The sequence below is a fragment of the Vibrio sp. 1F255 genome (assembly GCF_041439145.1).
In the GTDB taxonomy this organism is placed as follows: domain Bacteria; phylum Pseudomonadota; class Gammaproteobacteria; order Enterobacterales; family Vibrionaceae; genus Vibrio; species Vibrio crassostreae_C.
On record NZ_JBGONQ010000016.1, the window covers coordinates 1 to 17,350 of the forward strand.

Sequence of the window (17,350 nt, forward strand, 5' to 3'; positions counted from 1 at the left end):
CAGCTCTGAAGGATCCTTCAACCGATCGCTTTGGCTTTAACTGATCGGCATTAGCAGTAAATGCGGCTTAGTTATGTATATAGATTGCACTGACAATGTTAATTGACGCGATTGATAAGCTCTTCGCGACGCTGCTGCGGTATAACAGACCAATGTGTACCATTAATCGCGCCTTCTAGCGCCCAAAGTAGTTCAATACTGACAGAAGACGCATGCGATTCTTTGATGGCGTTAAATGCGTTTACAGAGCCAGATTCATATAAACGTTCTACAGAATCGATCCCTGCCTTTTTCAACATACGCTCGGTAGCGAGTCGAAGATTAGGCAGATCTTTGAGTCGGGTCGGCTTAGCAGAAGACTGCTCAGCTTTTTCTTCTTTAGCAAAACCTAGAGACGTGGTTGCAAGCTGCAAGATTTTCTCTTGGTCTTGCCAGAGGCCTTCAGGTAAAGCGAAATATTTAGTAACGACAGGGAAACCACGTTTTTTGTAGACGTACGGTTGAAACCCTTGTTGTTCGAATTGTTTCGTTGTGCCTTTGTCTGCGCGTATGTGCAACTGGTCATTTACAACCAGAGCAAACATAGTGTCATCAGCAAAAAGACCGAAGCCACCAAACATTGAGCGTGATTTTATTTTTCCTAGGGACTCAAATAACTTCATCGAGTCCTTTAGTATCGGTTTATCCATGTTATTTATCTCGGTGTATTTGAACTACGCCACCAAATAAGCAGGTCCGAGAGATTAGCAAAATGTTGCAATTAAATTGTCAATAAGCCGTAAATTACTAAATTATTAGTAGTTACTGCATTTTGCCATCGGTAACCCCGCTACCATACCAACGAGTGGTTTAGGCCGGAAGCTTTGCGTCTCACTCTTTCGAGTGGTTTGCCCTGTGCGTGACTGATTGAATAGAATAAAGTTTTTGTTGAATGAAGCTCACACTTGATATTTCAAAATGTGATACTGCTTCAATTAATGATCTTTCCGTTGTGCGTCTGGGTTCATTATAGTTGCTGATAAAAAAAGCGCACCTAAAGGTGCGCTTGATGAAATTAAACTCGAATTATCAATTAATTTAACGTCTTAACTGTACTTCGTTCAACAATTTCAGGGTGCATTTCGAAGACGCGTTTTTCGTGGTCTTTGTCTTTGATGCGCTCCAATAGAATTTCGAATGCATTCTTACCAACACGACGTTTTGGTTGGTGAACTGTCGTTAACGGCGGAGAGAAGTATTCAGCGAGTTCGATGTTGTCGTAACCGATCACTGAGATATCTTCAGGAATGCGGATGCCTTTTTCTTGCAGTCGGCTCATTAAGCCGAGTGCCATTGTGTCGTTAAAGCAGAATACCGCCGTTGGACGATCTTCCATCTCAACGATTTGTTCTGCAGCAAGAACAGCCGTATCACACTCGAAGTTGCCTTCGATGATCATATTGTCATCGGCAGAAATTTTAGCTTCGTTAAGTGCGCGCTTGTAACCGGCAATACGTTCAACACATGCTGCTTTGTCTAAGTGGCCACTTAAACATGCAATCTTAGAGTGACCGCGTTCAATAAGGTATTTGGTCGCTAGGTAGCCACCTTCTTCAGAGTTATCGATGATCTTATCAGCTTGAGAACTCTCTGGGCCCCAGTCCATAATAACTTTAGGGATGTCAGCGTGACGGTCTAACATCTCTCTTAGTTCTTCAGTTAGGTCAGAACACATAACTAAGATGCCATCTACACGTTTCTCTGCAAGCATTCGAATGTAGTCACGTTGCTTCTCATAGATACCGCCCGTATTACACAGGATCAAAGTGTAACCTTGACGGTAGCAGTAGCTCTCAACACCATCGATAACTTCAGAGAAGAATAGATTAGTTGATTGAGTCACTAGCATGCCGATGGTGCGTGTTGTATTACACTTCAAGCTACGAGCAACAGCACTTGGTGCATAGTTCAGTTCATCTACGGCTTTGTTTACTTTTTCTTGCGTTGCTTCTGCAACAAAGCGAGTTTTATTGATTACGTGAGAAACGGTTGTTGTTGATACGCCGGCTAAGCGAGCGACATCTTTTATAGTGGCCATGGTTTTATCCTATTAGAAGCTACTTTCCCAAAGTACGGAATAAAGTAGCCGTTAAGCTACCTAACTAAGAGCTTAAATTTGTAGGGCTCTTTGGGTACTAAAAGTGCTAAAAAACAAAAAACCGCTATTGAGCGGCTTGTCTTAACACCGAAATGCTCAAAACTATAATAAGCATAGCATTTCGTGAATGTTTCATATTTTATCGTTTGCGGTCACAATTTTAGACTGACTAGAAATTACTCGCAATAAAATTCACCCGGAAATCCGGGTGAATTGTCACATTCTTCTGAATTTATTTAACGAGTCATCCAATAAGCTATTCACCAGCTAAATATTGAGTGTCTAATTGACAGAATGCGAGTAGCAACGATGAGACGGAGGCGTAGAAACCGAATTCATCAACGTCATGACATTTCACGTTGAACTTTGGTAACCAAGTCAGCAGTTGTTGTTCGATAAACTGCTGTTGAGCGGCAAATGAATTCTCTAGTTCTTCTTCAATATTCGTTTCGTTTGAACGAATGATCAAGTTACCAAGGAAATCGAGTTCGATAGCAATGTGGTCTGCTGGCTCTTTTAGATCTTGGTTCACAACTAAGTTGTGCTTAGCCATGATCTCTTCCATATCTTTTGCTGGCTTATCATTCAAAAGGCCAGTTTCGCCGATATACATTGAAGCGTAAGGAAGAGCGCCGTGCTTATCTGTCTTTAAGAAAAGATCGCAAAAGTCTGCAGACAGTTCTAGCTGAGCATCTTCACGAGTTTGTAGGCGGTTCAGCGCATCCACTAACTTATCAATCGCTGGCTTTAGTGTCTCATTTTCGCCTAAACCAGTTAGGAAAGAACGAATTTCAACAGAGTGGTAGTGATCGAGTTCTTCTTGAGTGAGCTCTTTGGCAAATAAGCTTGATAGCCACCAGTATATTTCTGCTCTTTGCTCGTTGAACGCTTTCGTATCTTTCATTTGTTAGATCCTGACTTAGTCTTGTGATGTTGCTTATATGCATCTTGAAGTCACTTGGGCATAAGCACACCAAGGCTGAATAACAAGGTTATTTGCGAAACGCAAAGTTACTCGTTAGTAGTAATGCCTATATTGAATTGCGATGGACGATAAATAGCAAGGTTTAAGATTGTCTTGTATCAAAAAAAATCCATGTTTCTGGCTTTTATCTTCTGTACCACTAGAATTGTTACTAGTTATGAATAGAATAGTCACTGAAACTATTAAATAAGAAAAGTGGTGTAGATGAGCTATCACGTATTAGTCGTAGAAGATGATGTGGTAACCCGCAGTAAACTGGTTGGATACTTCCAGAACGAGGGTTACACAGTGAGCGAAGCAGAAAGCGGCGCTCAAATGAGAAACGTGTTAGAAGAAAACAACGTTGACCTCATTATGCTGGACATCAACTTACCAGGCGAAGATGGATTGATGCTAACTCGCGAATTACGCAGTCAATCAGACATTGGAATTATTTTAGTTACTGGACGCACGGATAGCATCGACAAGATCGTAGGCCTTGAAATGGGCGCTGACGATTACGTTACTAAACCCTTCGAACTTCGCGAGTTATTAGTTCGAGTTAAAAACCTACTTTGGCGTATCTCTGCTGCTCGTAAAACAGCAGCGGGCGCTGTAGAAGAAACATCAGATGAGTCTGTGGTTCGTTTTGGTGAGTGGACATTTGATATCCCTCGTCGTGCGTTAAGCAAGAACGGCGAACCAGTGAAACTGACCAAAGCAGAATACGAACTGCTAGTGGCTTTGTCTTCTTACCCTAATCAAGTATTAAGCCGCGAACGTATTTTGAATATGATTAGCCACCGAGTGGACGCGCCTAATGACCGTACTATCGACGTGCTGATTCGTCGTATGCGTGCAAAAATGGAGTTCGATCCTAAGAACCCACAAATCTTTGTGACGGTTCACGGTGAAGGTTACATGTTCGCTGGTGATTGATTTCCTTCGGGAGTGATTAATTAACAACGACATTTAAACGTAAAAAGCCGAGACATCATTGATGTCTCGGCTTTTTTATTACTCAGCTTTTACTGTTAACGACCAGAGAATCTACAAATACTTGGCGACTCTGTATGCTTAAGATGAGTTTAAAGATTCAATGGGCTTATTGAGGCTGAGCCGCAGAAACGTCACCGTCATCTTCAATTAAGCTGGAAGCTTCTGGAATAACAGGCTCTTCAACAATGTCATTGCTTGTATCTAGCCAATCACGCAGGCTTTGCCAAACCAATCCCATGGTTTCGTGCCAGTAACGCTCAGTCTGCTCAAGGTATAGCGCTTTCGGCATGTACTTTTCCCACGGCTCAACTATACCTTCTTGTGCAAGGTAGTTAGTTGGTGCCGGCAGTGGTTTCATTCCAGCAGCATTGAATTCGTTCAGTGCGCGAGTCATATGGCTCGCTGAAGTCACCAACACCATTCTTTTATTCTTAACGAACGCAGCGGCTTGGCGGGCTTCTTCCCAAGTGTCTTTTGCGGTTTCAAGCAGAATGATGTCGGGCTTTGCTACGCCAAGTGCTAAAGCCACTTTAGCCATCATTCTTGCGTTACTTACTTCAGTGCCTGCGCCATAGCCAGACAAAATGAGTTTTGCACCAGGGTAGAGGCGTAGAATACGAATCCCTTCACTTAAACGCATCAGGCCGGTGCGGCTAAGTTCTGATGTCGGTGGAATTTGGTCGTCTACGACGTGACCACTTCCAAGAACCATCACGTAATCGACGGTTTCATCGACAGGTAAAAATGCGGTGTGTTGCCTTTCCATTGGCATTAAAAGTTGACTAGAAACTGGCTGGAAAGCGATTAGGAAAATACCACATAGGGCTGAGAGGGTGATTAGGCAACCAGTCTTCCTTTTGGTAGTAAACATCACTAGGGCTAAACCCAGAAAAGCGAGAATTAACATTGCTGGCAGTGGCATCAATAGCGAAGACACTACTTTTTTCAGCTCAAACATATCCGAATAGTCCGAAAAAACATCACTTAGTAGTAAAAAGAGACATCGCCTCTTTATTCCTGAAATTCCTGTGACAGAATAGCAGGCACGATAGGACATAATAACTCAAGTAGCCGTGACTGAAGACCGTAATTTCGACGATATTGCCCACAAATTTGCAAAAAATATTTACGGCTCTGACAAAGGAGAGATCCGTCAGATCATCGTATGGGAAGATTTAGAACAAGCTTTGAGCAAGTTTGAGCAATCAGCTTCGCCGCTGCATGTGCTTGATGCTGGAGGCGGCCTTGCGCAGATGTCGCAAAAAATTGCGTCGCTTGGGCATAACGTTTCTCTGTGTGATCTCTCTTCTGAAATGCTGAAGCTCGCCGAAGAAAGTATCAGCGAAGCGGGTTTGCTAGAGCAATATCGATTTATTCATTCACCGGTACAAAAAGTCGCAGAACATCTCGATGAGAAAGTCGATTTTGTGATGTTTCATGCCGTAATGGAATGGTTAGCCGATCCTAAAGAGGCGCTTGATTTATTGCTTGAACAAGTTAAGCCAGGTGGTGTTGCCTCGATAATGTTTTACAACCACCACGGATTAGTCCTGAAAAATGTGATTTGTGGCAACATTCCTCATGTATTGAATGGGATGCCACATCGAAAACGGTTTAAGCTGCAACCACAAAAAGGCTTGAAGCCGGAAGAGGTTTATCAATGGATAGAAGACGCTGGTCTAGAAATCTGTGGTAAATCAGGCATTCGCTCTTTCAGTGACTACATAGGTAATATGGAGTACATGGGCGATTACCAATTTGAAGATGTATTGGAACTGGAAAAACAGCTATGTCGCCAAGAGCCATATCTGTCACTAGGCCGTTATATTCACGTTTGGGCTCAAAAACCTGCGCAATAACAGCGGTGAATGTGGTAAAAGAAGCCACAACATGCGCTATGCAATCGTAAGAAGCCCGCGTCATAAAGAAATAAGCGTCATATCTAATACATTCGATATGACGAAGAACAGTAACAGGAACCACAATGAGTGAAATGACTCAAACTGCCGAAGAGCAGCCAATTGATGAGTTGGTGGGCTGGGTCAAGCAGCATGATTTTTCATTAAACTTGCCACCAGAGCGCTTAGCATTTTTGATTGCTATCGCAGTACTAAGCAATGAAAGGTTCGATGAAGAGTTGGGCGAGGGTGAACTGCACGATGCATTTACCATCGTCACTCGACTGTTTGAAGATACTGGCGAAGCGTCCGCGTTTCGTGCCAACAATGCCATCAACGAGTTAGTTAAACAGAAGTTGATTAGCCGCTTTACCAGCGAAATCACCGATGGTGCGAGTATTTATCGCTTATCACCATTGGCGATTGGTATTTCAGATTATTACTTACGCCACCGTCAGTTCTCTAAGTTAAAACTGTCTATCCAGCTTTCTATGGTTGCGGACGAGATGGCAAAAGCCATTGAAGCAGCACAAAAAGGCGGAACTCCAGGACATTGGAGAAAGAATGTTTACGGCGTGCTCAAGTATTCTGTTGGTGAAATTTTCGATCAGATTGATCTTAACCAACGTGTTATGGATGAGCAGCAGCAAACCGTTAAACAGCAAATTGCCGACCTTTTAAACAAGGATTGGCGAGAGGCGATTAACAACTGTGAAACCTTGCTTTCAGAAACCTCGTCCACACTAAAAGAATTGCAAGACACCTTGCAAGCGGCGGGGGATGAACTGCAAACACAGATCCTCGATATTCAAGAAATTGTTTACGGTGACGATGAACTCGAGTTCGTTGGCGAAACCCTGTTCGGCTTGCAGATGAAGCTAGACCGAATCACCAGTTGGGGCCAACAAGCCATCGATTTATGGATCGGCTACGACCGCCATGTTCACAAGTTCATCCGTACCGCGATTGATATGGATAAAAACCGCGCCTTTAGCCAGCGCTTGCGTCAGTCAGTCACTGACTACTTTGATGCGCCTTGGTTATTGACCTACGCCGATGCTGAGAAGCTGACGGATCTTCGTGATGAAGCGCTCGTGCTTCGTGATGACGAAGTGATGGGACAAGCACCAATCGACGTAGAGTACGAAGAATTTGAGCAAGTAAATGACCTGCTTTCAGATCGAATTGCAGAGATGTTAAAAGCTCACAAACAGCAAGGCGCGCCAATTGATCTTGGTCTTGTGTTACGCGATTACCTCGCTGCACACCCTCGCACACACCATTTTGATTTAGCCAGAATTGTTGTCGACCAAGCCGTACGCTTAGGTTACTCAGAGTCTGACTATCAGGCTATTCAGCCAGATTGGCAGGCAATTAACGATTTCGGTGCAAAGGTACAAGCAAATGTCATTAACAAGTACTGATGATTACATGCCAGAGAAACTGGTAAAAGCGATAGCGAACCCACTGTTCCCTGCGCTAGATAGCATGCTGCGTTCAGGTAAGCATGTTTCAACAGAAGACCTAGATAACCACGCGTTGCTGTCTGATTTTGAAGTTGAGCTTCAGCATTTCTATCAACGCTACAATACGGAACTGGTAAAAGCGCCGGAAGGTTTCTATTACCTGCGTCCGCGTTCTACGTCTCTGATTGGTCGTAGTGTGTTGTCTGAGCTCGACATGTTGGTTGGCAAGGTGTTGTGTTTCTTATACCTAAGCCCAGAACGTCTGGCTCATGAAGGTATCTTCACCAATCAAGAACTGTTTGATGAATTGATGTCGTTAGCGGATGAGAAAAAACTCATGAAGCTAGCAACCAACCGTGCATCTGGTTCTGACTTAGATAAAGAAAAGCTCTTCGAAAAAGTTCGTACTTCTCTGCGTCGTTTACGCCGTATCGGCATGCTGATTGCGATTGGTGAAACGGGCAAGTTCCGTATCAGCGAAGCGGTATTCCGCTTTGGCGCTGACGTTCGTGTTGGTGACGATATGAAAGAAGCGCAATTACGTCTTATCCGTGATGGTGAAGCTGTGGTGCATACCCAAGAGCCTAACCAAGGTAGCTTGTTGAATGAAGAACAAGCGGAAGCTGTATCAGAAGTAGTTGCAGACGTAAACGAAAACGGTCAACAAGACATTTTTAACGATCAAGCTGACTTTGACCTTGAGTCAAACGATGGCGAACAAACAAAAGTAGAAGGTGAAGCATGATTGAAAGAGGTAAGTATCAATCATTAACCATGGTCAACTGGAACGGCTTCTTTGCGCGTACTTTTGATATTGATGGATTGGTTACAACGCTTTCTGGCGGTAACGGTGCGGGTAAGTCGACCACAATGGCGGCATTCATCACAGCACTGATCCCTGACCAAAGCCTTCTGCATTTCCGTAACACAACGGAAGCGGGTAGCTCGCAGTCATCTCGTGATAAAGGCCTTTACGGTAAGCTTCAACCTGGCGCATGTTATGCTGCACTAGATGTTGTGAACTCTCGTAATCAACGCCTATTGTTTGCAGTAAAACTGCAGCAAGTTGCCGGTCGTGACAAGAAAGTAGACATCAAACCGTTCGTAATCCAAGGCCTTCCAAGCCATGTGAAACCAACGGATGTGTTGATTCAGAATGTTTCAGACAGCCACGCTCGCGTATGTCAGTTGAATGATGTGAAAGCGGCGGTAGCGCAATACGAAGGCGCTCATTTTAAAGCCTTCTCTTCGATTGTTGATTACCACTCGCAAATGTTTGAATACGGTGTGGTACCTAAGAAACTGCGTAACAGCAGCGACCGCTCTAAGTTCTACCGTTTGATCGAAGCATCGCTTTACGGCGGTATTTCTAGTGCGATTACGCGTTCTCTGCGCGATTATCTTCTACCGCAAAACGGTGGTGTGAAGAAAGCATTCCAAGACATGGAATCAGCACTGCGTGAGAACCGCATGACGCTAGAAGCGATCAAGACAACTCAGTCGGACCGTGACCTGTTCAAACACTTGATCACTGAATCGACGAACTACGTGGCAGCAGATTACATGCGCCATGCCAACGACCGTCGTAACAAGCTTGATCAAACCATGAAGTTCCGTGGTGAACTGTTTGGTTCGCGTGAAACCTTGCATGATCAAAACAACTTGTTGAACCGTGTTCAAGAAGAATTAGAGCTGTTGGTCGATCAAGAGTCGGCACTAGAGCAAGATTATCAAGCGGCTTCGGATCATCTTCAATTGGTTCAAACTGCACTTCGCCAGCAAGAGAAGATTGCTCGCTACAGCGAAGATCTAGAAGAGCTTAACGAGCGTCTAGAAGAGCAAATGATGGTGGTTGAAGAAGCGCAAGAGCGAGTACTTCTTGCTGAAGAGCAGGCAACCATCACTGAAGAAGAAGTGGATAGCCTGAAAACTCAGCTTGCTGACTACCAACAAGCGTTGGATGTTCAGCAAACGCGTGCACTTCAATACCAGCAAGCGGTTCAAGCATTAGAGAAAACTAAGCAGTTGCTTGGTGATGAATCGATTACGGCAGAAAGCGCACTAACTCTGGTTTCAGAGCTAAAAGCACAAGAAGAATCAAGCACTCAAACGCTGCTGTCTACTAAACATAAACTAGACATGTCTTCTGCTGCTTCTGCGCAGTTCGACAAAGCGCTCGCTCTTGTTAAAAGTATTGTGGGTGACGTTGAGCGTAAAGAAGCGTCTCAAAGCGCTAAGCAAGCTTTAGAAAAAGGCCGTAACGCAAAACACGTTGTTGAAAATGAACAGCAGTGGCGTGCTCAGCACCGCGATATGGCTCGTGATGTGGCTCAGCAGCGTCAAGCAAAAGAGCTTGCGACTGAATACCAAAAGCAACACAACATCTCACTGACTGACGAAGCGGTTTTCGATGAAGAACGTGAACGTCACGCTATGCAGATCGAGTCTCTTGAGTACGCTCAAGAAGAGCTGCGTGAAGCGAAGAGTGAGCAACGTCGTGTACAACAAAACCACGATCAAGAGATTCAAAAACTTGAGTCTATTGCTCCAGCATGGATCACGGCAAACGATGCGCTTGAAGCATTAAGAGATCAAACCGACGCTGAGCTAGAAGATAGCCAAGCGGTGATGACTCAAATGCAACAAGTGCTTGAAGATGAGAAATCTCAAGCGGTAGCAAAAGATCAGTTGGCTACGCGCCGAGCTGAACTTGAGCACGAAATTGAGCGTTTAGCTTCGCCAGGTGGCTCTAACGATCCTCGTTTGAAAGGTCTGGCGGATACGCTTGGTGGCGTGTTGCTTTCTGAGATCTACGATGACATCACGATTGGTGATGCGCCGTACTTCAGTGCGATGTACGGCCCAGCTCGTCACGCAATTGTGGTTTCTGATCTTGATGGTATTAAAGAGAAGCTGGTGGATCTTGATGATTGTCCAGAAGACCTTTACATCCTAGAAGGCGATGTCGACGCGTTTGATGACAGTTCATTTAATGCCGATGAGCTTGAAGGCGCAGTATGTGTTCAGCTGAACGATCGCCAAATGCGTTACTCACGTTTCCCTGAGATCCCACTGTTTGGCCGTGCGGCTCGTGAACAACGTCTAGAGAAATTGCGCGAAGAGCGTGACGTTGTTGTTGAGAACCACGCGAAAGCCGCGTTTGACTCTCAAAAGCTGAATCGTCTATATCAAGCATTCAACAGCTTTGTTGCGAAGCACCTGCACGTTGCGTTTAACGCAGACCCAGAACAAGCACTTGCTGCGATTCGTGATAAGCGTAATCAAATTGTTCGTTCTCTGGCTGAGCTTAACTCTAAAGAGCAGCAGCAACGTAGCCAGCTTCTACAAAGCAAGCAGGCACTCGGTGCGCTAGATAAATTAGCTCCAATGGTTCGTATTTTAGAAGACGAAACATTGGCTGAGCGCTTAGCTGAATTAGAAGCACAACTAGAACGTCTGAGTGAAGCTAAGTCTTACTTGAATACGCACGGCAAGGCGCTTGCTTCTCTAGAACAGATCGTATCTGCACTAGACGCTGACCCAGAGCAGTTCGAAGCTTTGGAAGCCGAATATCGTCAATCTGATAACGCGCTACAAACGCTAAAAGGCAAAGTGTTCGCACTGTCTGATCTGATTGAGCGTCGTCACTACTTTGCTTACGCAGATTCTGTTGATTTGCTTAACAAGAGCAGTGAACTGAGCGAGCAATTAAAAGCGAAACTGGTTCAAGCTGAACAAGCAAGAACCAAAGGCCGCGATGGTTTGAAGCAAGCTCGCGAACAGATGAACCAATACAACCAAGTATTGGCGGCACTGAAGAGCTCACATCAAGCGAAGCAAGAAACGGTTCAAGAGTTCAAACAAGAGCTACAAGAGTTTGGCGTAAACGCTGATGAAGGCGCTGAAGAGCGTGCTGTACGTCGTCGTGACGAGCTTCAAGAGCGTCTGCACACATCTCGCAGCCGTAAGAGCGAATACGAGCGTACGATTACGTCAACAGAACTTGAGATGAAAGCCCTAGCTAAGCGTCTTAAGAAAGTTCAGAAAGAGTACACAGAACTTCGTACTTTCGTTGTTGCAGCAAAAGCAGGCTGGTGTTCAGTACTTCGCTTAGCTCGTGAAAATGATGTTGAACGTCGTTTGCACAAGCGTGAACTGGCTTACCTAACGGCGGGCGAGCTTCGCTCTATGTCGGATAAATCACTGGGTGCGCTACGTCTAGCTGTAGCTGACAATGAAGATCTACGTGATTCGCTGCGTCTATCTGAAGACAACGCACATCCAGAGCGTAAGGTTCTGTTCTATATTGCGGTTTACCAACATCTTCGCGAGCGTATTCGCCAAGACATCATTCATACGGATGATCCGGTAGAAGCAATCGAAGAGATGGAAGTTGAGCTAGCCCGACTAACAGAAGAACTGACGCAGCGTGAAAACCGCTTGGCGATCAGCTCTGAGTCAGTAGCAAGCATCATCAAGAAAACGATTCAGCGCGAGCAGAACCGTATTCGTATGCTGAACCAAGGTTTGTCGAACATCTACTTTGGTCAGGTTAAGGGCGTACGTCTGAACGTTAAGATTCGTGAAAGTCACGAGATCTTGCTATCAGGTCTAGCGACTCAGCAAGAGCAACACAAAGACTTGTTTGAATCAACGCGCTTTACCTTCTCAGAAGCGATGGCGAAGTTGTTCCAACGTGTTAACCCACATATCGATATGGGTCAACGTTCTCCACAAGTTCTAGGTGAAGAGCTACTGGATTACCGTAACTACCTAGAGCTAAGTGTTGAAGTTAACCGTGGTTCTGATGGTTGGTTACAAGCTGAATCGGGCGCACTTTCTACCGGTGAAGCGATCGGTACTGGTCAGTCTATCCTACTGATGGTTGTTCAGAGCTGGGAAGAAGAGTCTCGTCGACTTCGTAGCAAAGACATCGTTCCATGTCGTTTGTTGTTCCTTGATGAAGCAGCTCGTCTGGATGCGAAATCTATCTCTACCTTGTTCGAACTGTGTGACCGTTTAGGTATGCAACTTTTGATTGCAGCACCAGAGAACATTAGCCCTGAGAAAGGCACAACCTACAAACTGGTTCGTAAGGTCTTTAAAGATCACGAGCACGTACATGTTGTTGGCCTGCGCGGTTTTGCTCAAAACAAACCGGCATCCCCAGTTCAAGAGCTTATTGAAGAAGCTGAGCAATAACCTTGATAGCCGAGCAATAAGCTTGATAACTGAGTTATAAGCTCGAAAGCGACTCAATGATATTTGTACAAAGCCCCTAATCAATAGGGGCTTTTTTGTATCTTGAATCTAATTTCCTCAACTGAACTCCTCTCGCCTAATTCTTTTATCGATACTGATAAGACCACTCATACCTTGTAGTTATTATCAATGGAACTTGTTTGAGGTCACACGCACAAAACCACAAATAATGTATGGTAATGACATAGATTTAATAATATTAATAATATTGTATTACTTAAATTTTAATTATTGATAACTCGCGTGTGCGAAAGGTAAAGGTAGGACTTAGGTATGATTCAAATCGTTATTGATGGGAAATATCGAATCGTCGAGCAAGGACAAACCGTTCTTGAAGCGGCAAAAACATGTGGTTTGGAAATCCCATCTTTATGTGGTTTGAATAAAACAGCGGATAAAGTGCCGTGTGATTTGTGTGTTGTGGAAGTTGATGGCGTTGGTGTTACTCGCTCTTGTGAGCTTGAAGTGTCTAATGGGTTGAATATTACCACTCAGTCAAAACAGTTAACGAATCATCGACAAGAAGCGTTGAATCGCATTATGACCGATCACTACGCTGACTGTGAGGCGCCATGCCAAACAGCCTGTCCTGCTGGGGTCGACATCCAATCTTACCTGCACCATATTGCTCAAAATGATCACATCAAAGCGATTGAAGTGATCAAAAAGACATTACCAATGCCGCTTTCAATTGGTCGTGTGTGTCCTGCTTTCTGTGAAACCGAATGTCGTCGTAACTTGGTTGATGAATCCATTGCGATTCGCCAACTCAAACGACACGCTGCCGACGCGGATTTAGCGACTCAAGAGAGCTACATGCCAGCTAAGAAACCGAATAAAGGCAAGAGTATTGCAATTGTCGGTAGTGGCCCCGGTGGGCTTACGGCGGGTTATTACCTATCTAACGAAGGCTATGATGTCAGTGTCTATGAGTCGATGCCGCAAGCGGGTGGTTGGCTGCGTTACGGTATCCCTGAATATCGCTTACCTAAGTCGATTCTAGATAAAGAAATCGAGTTGATGTGTCGCAACGGAATGGTGGTTGAGTGCGGTAAAAAACTCGGTGTTGATTTTACACTGTCTGATTTAAGTAACGATTTTGATGCGGTTTGTTTAGCCGTTGGTGCATCGCAAGCGGTTGAGATGAATTACCCGGGTAGCGAACTCGGAGGTTGTTATTTGGGTGTCGATTATCTGAAAGATTACGTGACCGATCAGCAGTACGTCACTGGTAAAAAGGTTGCCGTGATCGGTGGCGGTAATACAGCGATTGACTGTGCTCGAACCGCAGTTCGTGATGGCGCGGATACTACGCTGATTTATCGTCGTACTCGAGATGAGATGCCAGCAGAAGATTACGAAATCGAAGAAGCTGAACATGAGGGTGTGAAGTTCCACTTCTTAACCAACCCTGCAGAAAACATAGCCGATGAAAATGGTCATGTATCAGAAATACGATTAGAACGAATGGCTTTGGGTCCTGCTGATGCTTCAGGCCGCCGCAGCCCTAAACCAACTGGCGAGTTCTTTGTTGAAGCGTTTGATACGGTTATTGCTGCCGTGTCACAAAAGCCTGACCTGAGTTTTATGGACAATGAAGCAATTGATATTCCTCTTACTCGTTGGAATACCGCAGATGCTGATCCACAAACCATGCATACCGGAACCGGAAATATTTTCAGTATTGGTGATTTCCGACGCGGCCCTGCAACTGCAGTCGAAGCGGTTGGGGATGGGCGTATTGCTGCACAAGCGATCGATCGCTTCTTCCATGGTGATATGGAAAATATTCCGGCTAAACCGTTTAACTCAAGAAAGCACAAACAGCTCAAAGCGGTGGATCCTGAGCAATACAAATCTATACAACGCATGGCGCGCAAGATCATGCCTGAGCTAACGCCCGAACAGCGTGAACAAAGCTTCGATGAAGTAGAAACAGGGTTTGATAATGCCGATGCAATCGCTGAAGCTGCAAGATGTCTAGAGTGTGGCTGCCAAGCTAATACAGATTGCGACCTACGAGACTACTCGACTGAATACAAAGCAACGCAAACCCATCCTGAATACAAAATCGATGTGGCTTCGAATGAGAGTTGGCAGGCGATTCGTGCTGAAGAAGCGAAGGTCGGGTTAACAAGACAAAAATTTTCGGTCGATGACAGTTCTGAGTTCATTATCTTTGACGCTAACCGCTGTATTAGTTGTGGCCAGTGTATCCAAGCGTGTCGAGAACAGAATGTTCATGGCGTTCTAAGCTTCATGAACCAATCGGATGGCAAACCTGCATCAAGACCAGAATGTCGTCCTAACTTTGGGGCGGACAAGACCTTAATGGGCGACTCAAACTGCGTTCAATGCGGATCGTGTATTCAGGCGTGTCCAACCGGTGCAATGGTCGATGCTCGCGACAGAAAGCAGGGAGACACAGACGTACTCAAGAAAGTCGATACCATCTGCACTTATTGCGGTGTGGGTTGTAAGTTAACCATGCATATCGATGAGCAGAAAAACAAAATTCGCTATATCGAAGGCGGAGACTCTCCGGTTAATGAAGGCATGTTGTGTGTTAAGGGACGATTTGGCTTCGATTTTGTGGGCAGCGATGCGCGTTTAACCACACCATTAATTCGTAAAGATGGCTGGTTGCAACCTGCAAGTTGGGATGAGGCAGTTAAGCTTATTGCCGAGAAGTTTACTGCGATTAAGCAAGGCTTTGGCAGTAACGCTTTAGCGGGGTTCTCGTCGGCGAAAACCACCAATGAAGATAACTATGCCTTCCAAAAATTCATACGTCGTGAACTCGGTACCAATAACGTCGATCACTGTGCGCGCCTTTGTCACGCATCTACTGTTACTGGTTTAGAGGCTTCGCTAGGTAGCGGGGCGATGACCAATGATATTCCAAGCATCAAGCACTCAGATGTGATCTTTATTATTGGCTCCGACACCACGTCAGCACACCCAATTATTGGCTCGCATATCAAGCAAGCTGTGAGACATGGTGGAGCGAGATTGATCGTTGCCGATCCAAAACGAATCGATATTGCTGACCATGCTGAACTTTATTTAGCGCACCGACCGGGTACTGATGTAATGTTGATCAATGGTGTGATGCAGCAAATCATCAAACACGGTTGGTACGACCAAGAGTATATCGAAGACCGTGTGGATGGCTTTGATACCTTGCTTCAAGAGGTAATGTCACCAAGTTATTCACTAGACAAAGTGGAGCTGGTAACTGGCGTTAAAGCGGAAGACATCTTCGCAATGGCGCGATTGATTGGTACTGCAGAGCGTACAGCGGTGTACTACTCGATGGGCATTACGCAACATACCACTGGTCACGATAACGTTCGATCAATCGCTAACCTACAGCTCTTGTGTGGCAATATCGGAATTGAAGGCGGCGGTATCAACCCATTACGTGGTCAATCCAATGTTCAGGGTGCGTGTGACATGGGCGCATTGCCAAATAACCTTCCGGGTTATCAGAAAGTGTACAACCCAATGGTTCGTCAAAAATTCGCGATGGAGTGGGGTGTTTCTGACTTACCAGCGGAAGCGGGGTTAACGCTCACCGAAATTATTGATGGAGCGTGTCATCGAGATGTTCGTGGTCTGTACGTAATGGGCGAGAACCCAGTGCTGAGTGACCCGAACCAAGCGCATGTGATTGAAGGTCTTGAAGCGTTAGATTTCCTCGTGGTTCAAGATATTTTCTTAACCGAAACCGCTCAATATGCCGATGTGGTGCTACCGTCTTGCTCGTTTGCTGAGAAGTCTGGTCATTTTACTAATACCGAGCGTCGTGTTCAGCGTATTAACCCGGCGGTATTGCCTCCAGGTGAAGCGAAAGAAGATTGGGTGATTATCCAAATGTTGGCTAATGCGATGGGCGGCAATTGGGAATATGACTCGGTTGCTGATATCACCAATGAGATAGCGCGTGTCACGCCACAGTATGGTGGTTTACGTTGGGAGAACATTACGGTGAACGGCGTGCAATGGCCAAGTAATAAGAACAACCTTGATGGCACACGTATCATGCACCAGACCCAATTTACGCGTGGGCGTGGTCAAATGGAGGCGATTCCGTTTAGATACGCTGCTGAGCTACCGGATGCGGAATACCCGTTAGTATTAACGACAGGCCGTATTCTAGAACAGTTCCACACCGGAACCATGACACGTAAAACAAAAGGGTTGGATAACTTAGCAGGGCCGCGTGCCATGGTGAGTGTTCATGATGCTGAAGCGCTAGGTATCTCGAATGGTCAGATGCTTAAGGTCTCAACACGTCGTGGTGAAATCGAAATCGCGGCCTTTGTGACTAAACGAATGCAAAAGGGTGTGGTATTTATTCCATTCCATTTTGTTGAATCACCAGTTAACCGTTTGACTACCACAGCGACTGATCCACACGCGAAGATCCCTGAATTTAAGGTGGCGGCTGTGCGTATTGATCCTATTCGTGAGCCTGAGAGTGAAGTAACAGAGGCTTAATCATATTAGCTCGGTGAAGACGGCTGGCATTAAAAAGCCGCGTAACTCTCAGAGTTATGCGGCCTTTTTATCGAGCTAGATTCAGTATCAATAACTGAGTCGTTTCGCTTTAATTTAGATG

Annotated in this window: 10 protein-coding genes and 1 riboswitch; of the genes, 6 read left to right on the forward strand and 4 right to left on the reverse strand. The window is 45.2% G+C overall.

The features are described from left to right. Positions 1-98 precede the first annotated feature (98 nt). The 3 genes from ACED41_RS10680 to torD all read right to left on the reverse strand — a co-directional run bounded on the left by ACED41_RS10680 (position 99) and on the right by torD (position 3,041). Complete coding sequence (locus tag ACED41_RS10680) at positions 99-689, reverse strand: TfoX/Sxy family DNA transformation protein (protein ID WP_019820997.1); 591 nt, start codon at positions 687-689, stop codon at positions 99-101. Positions 690-816: 127 nt separating this feature from the next. Continuing rightward, positions 817-902: riboswitch (cyclic di-GMP riboswitch) on the reverse strand. Between the two features lie 170 nt (positions 903-1,072). Then, entirely contained in the window at positions 1,073-2,077 is a 1,005-nt protein-coding gene (purR, locus tag ACED41_RS10685) for an HTH-type transcriptional repressor PurR (protein ID WP_017063507.1), read from the reverse strand. A 316-nt stretch (positions 2,078-2,393) separates the two neighbouring features. Next, a complete protein-coding gene (torD, locus tag ACED41_RS10690) occupies positions 2,394-3,041 on the reverse strand; it encodes a molecular chaperone TorD (protein ID WP_017062095.1) in 648 nt (215 codons plus the stop codon). 285 nt (positions 3,042-3,326) lie between these two features. Between torD and torR the strand changes: the two genes are divergently transcribed. Next, on the forward strand, positions 3,327-4,040 hold the full coding sequence (gene torR / locus ACED41_RS10695) for a two-component system response regulator TorR (protein ID WP_017067841.1): 714 nt from the start codon (positions 3,327-3,329) through the stop codon (positions 4,038-4,040). 166 nt (positions 4,041-4,206) lie between these two features. On the opposite strand, the gene elyC is transcribed toward torR, so the two are convergent. Next, complete coding sequence (gene elyC / locus ACED41_RS10700; RefSeq protein WP_371724944.1) at positions 4,207-5,058, reverse strand: envelope biogenesis factor ElyC; 852 nt, start codon at positions 5,056-5,058, stop codon at positions 4,207-4,209. A gap of 115 nt (positions 5,059-5,173) precedes the next feature. Here elyC and cmoM point away from each other — a divergent pair, with 115 nt between their 5' ends. From cmoM to fdhF, 5 genes are all read left to right on the forward strand, one after another. Beyond that, on the forward strand, positions 5,174-5,959 hold the full coding sequence (gene cmoM, locus ACED41_RS10705; RefSeq protein ID WP_017063509.1) for a tRNA uridine 5-oxyacetic acid(34) methyltransferase CmoM: 786 nt from the start codon (positions 5,174-5,176) through the stop codon (positions 5,957-5,959). Positions 5,960-6,084: 125 nt separating this feature from the next. Continuing rightward, positions 6,085-7,422: a chromosome partition protein MukF gene (gene mukF / locus ACED41_RS10710; RefSeq protein WP_017055049.1), complete on the forward strand. Its 1,338-nt coding sequence runs from the start codon at positions 6,085-6,087 to the stop codon at positions 7,420-7,422. Continuing rightward, the gene (gene mukE / locus ACED41_RS10715; protein ID WP_102427849.1) at positions 7,403-8,209 is read left to right on the forward strand and encodes a chromosome partition protein MukE; all 807 of its coding nucleotides are present in this window, start codon (positions 7,403-7,405) and stop codon (positions 8,207-8,209) included. Before mukF ends, mukE begins: the two co-directional genes overlap by 20 nt. Then, entirely contained in the window at positions 8,206-12,666 is a 4,461-nt protein-coding gene (mukB, locus tag ACED41_RS10720) for a chromosome partition protein MukB (RefSeq protein WP_371724945.1), read from the forward strand. The genes mukE and mukB overlap by 4 nt, the downstream gene beginning before the upstream one ends. 333 nt (positions 12,667-12,999) lie before the next feature. Continuing rightward, on the forward strand, positions 13,000-17,229 hold the full coding sequence (gene fdhF / locus ACED41_RS10725) for a formate dehydrogenase subunit alpha (RefSeq protein WP_371724946.1): 4,230 nt from the start codon (positions 13,000-13,002) through the stop codon (positions 17,227-17,229). The last annotated feature ends 121 nt before the right edge of the window (positions 17,230-17,350 follow it).

Coding starts and splice junctions, on each gene's coding strand:
- ACED41_RS10680 (WP_019820997.1), bottom strand. CDS start 689: ATGGATAAACCGATACTAAAGGACTCGATGAAGTTATTTGAGTCCCTA.
- purR (WP_017063507.1), bottom strand. CDS start 2,077: ATGGCCACTATAAAAGATGTCGCTCGCTTAGCCGGCGTATCAACAACA.
- torD (WP_017062095.1), bottom strand. CDS start 3,041: ATGAAAGATACGAAAGCGTTCAACGAGCAAAGAGCAGAAATATACTGG.
- torR (WP_017067841.1), top strand. CDS start 3,327: ATGAGCTATCACGTATTAGTCGTAGAAGATGATGTGGTAACCCGCAGT.
- elyC (WP_371724944.1), bottom strand. CDS start 5,058: ATGTTTGAGCTGAAAAAAGTAGTGTCTTCGCTATTGATGCCACTGCCA.
- mukF (WP_017055049.1), top strand. CDS start 6,085: ATGAGTGAAATGACTCAAACTGCCGAAGAGCAGCCAATTGATGAGTTG.
- mukE (WP_102427849.1), top strand. CDS start 7,403: ATGTCATTAACAAGTACTGATGATTACATGCCAGAGAAACTGGTAAAA.
- mukB (WP_371724945.1), top strand. CDS start 8,206: ATGATTGAAAGAGGTAAGTATCAATCATTAACCATGGTCAACTGGAAC.
- fdhF (WP_371724946.1), top strand. CDS start 13,000: ATGATTCAAATCGTTATTGATGGGAAATATCGAATCGTCGAGCAAGGA.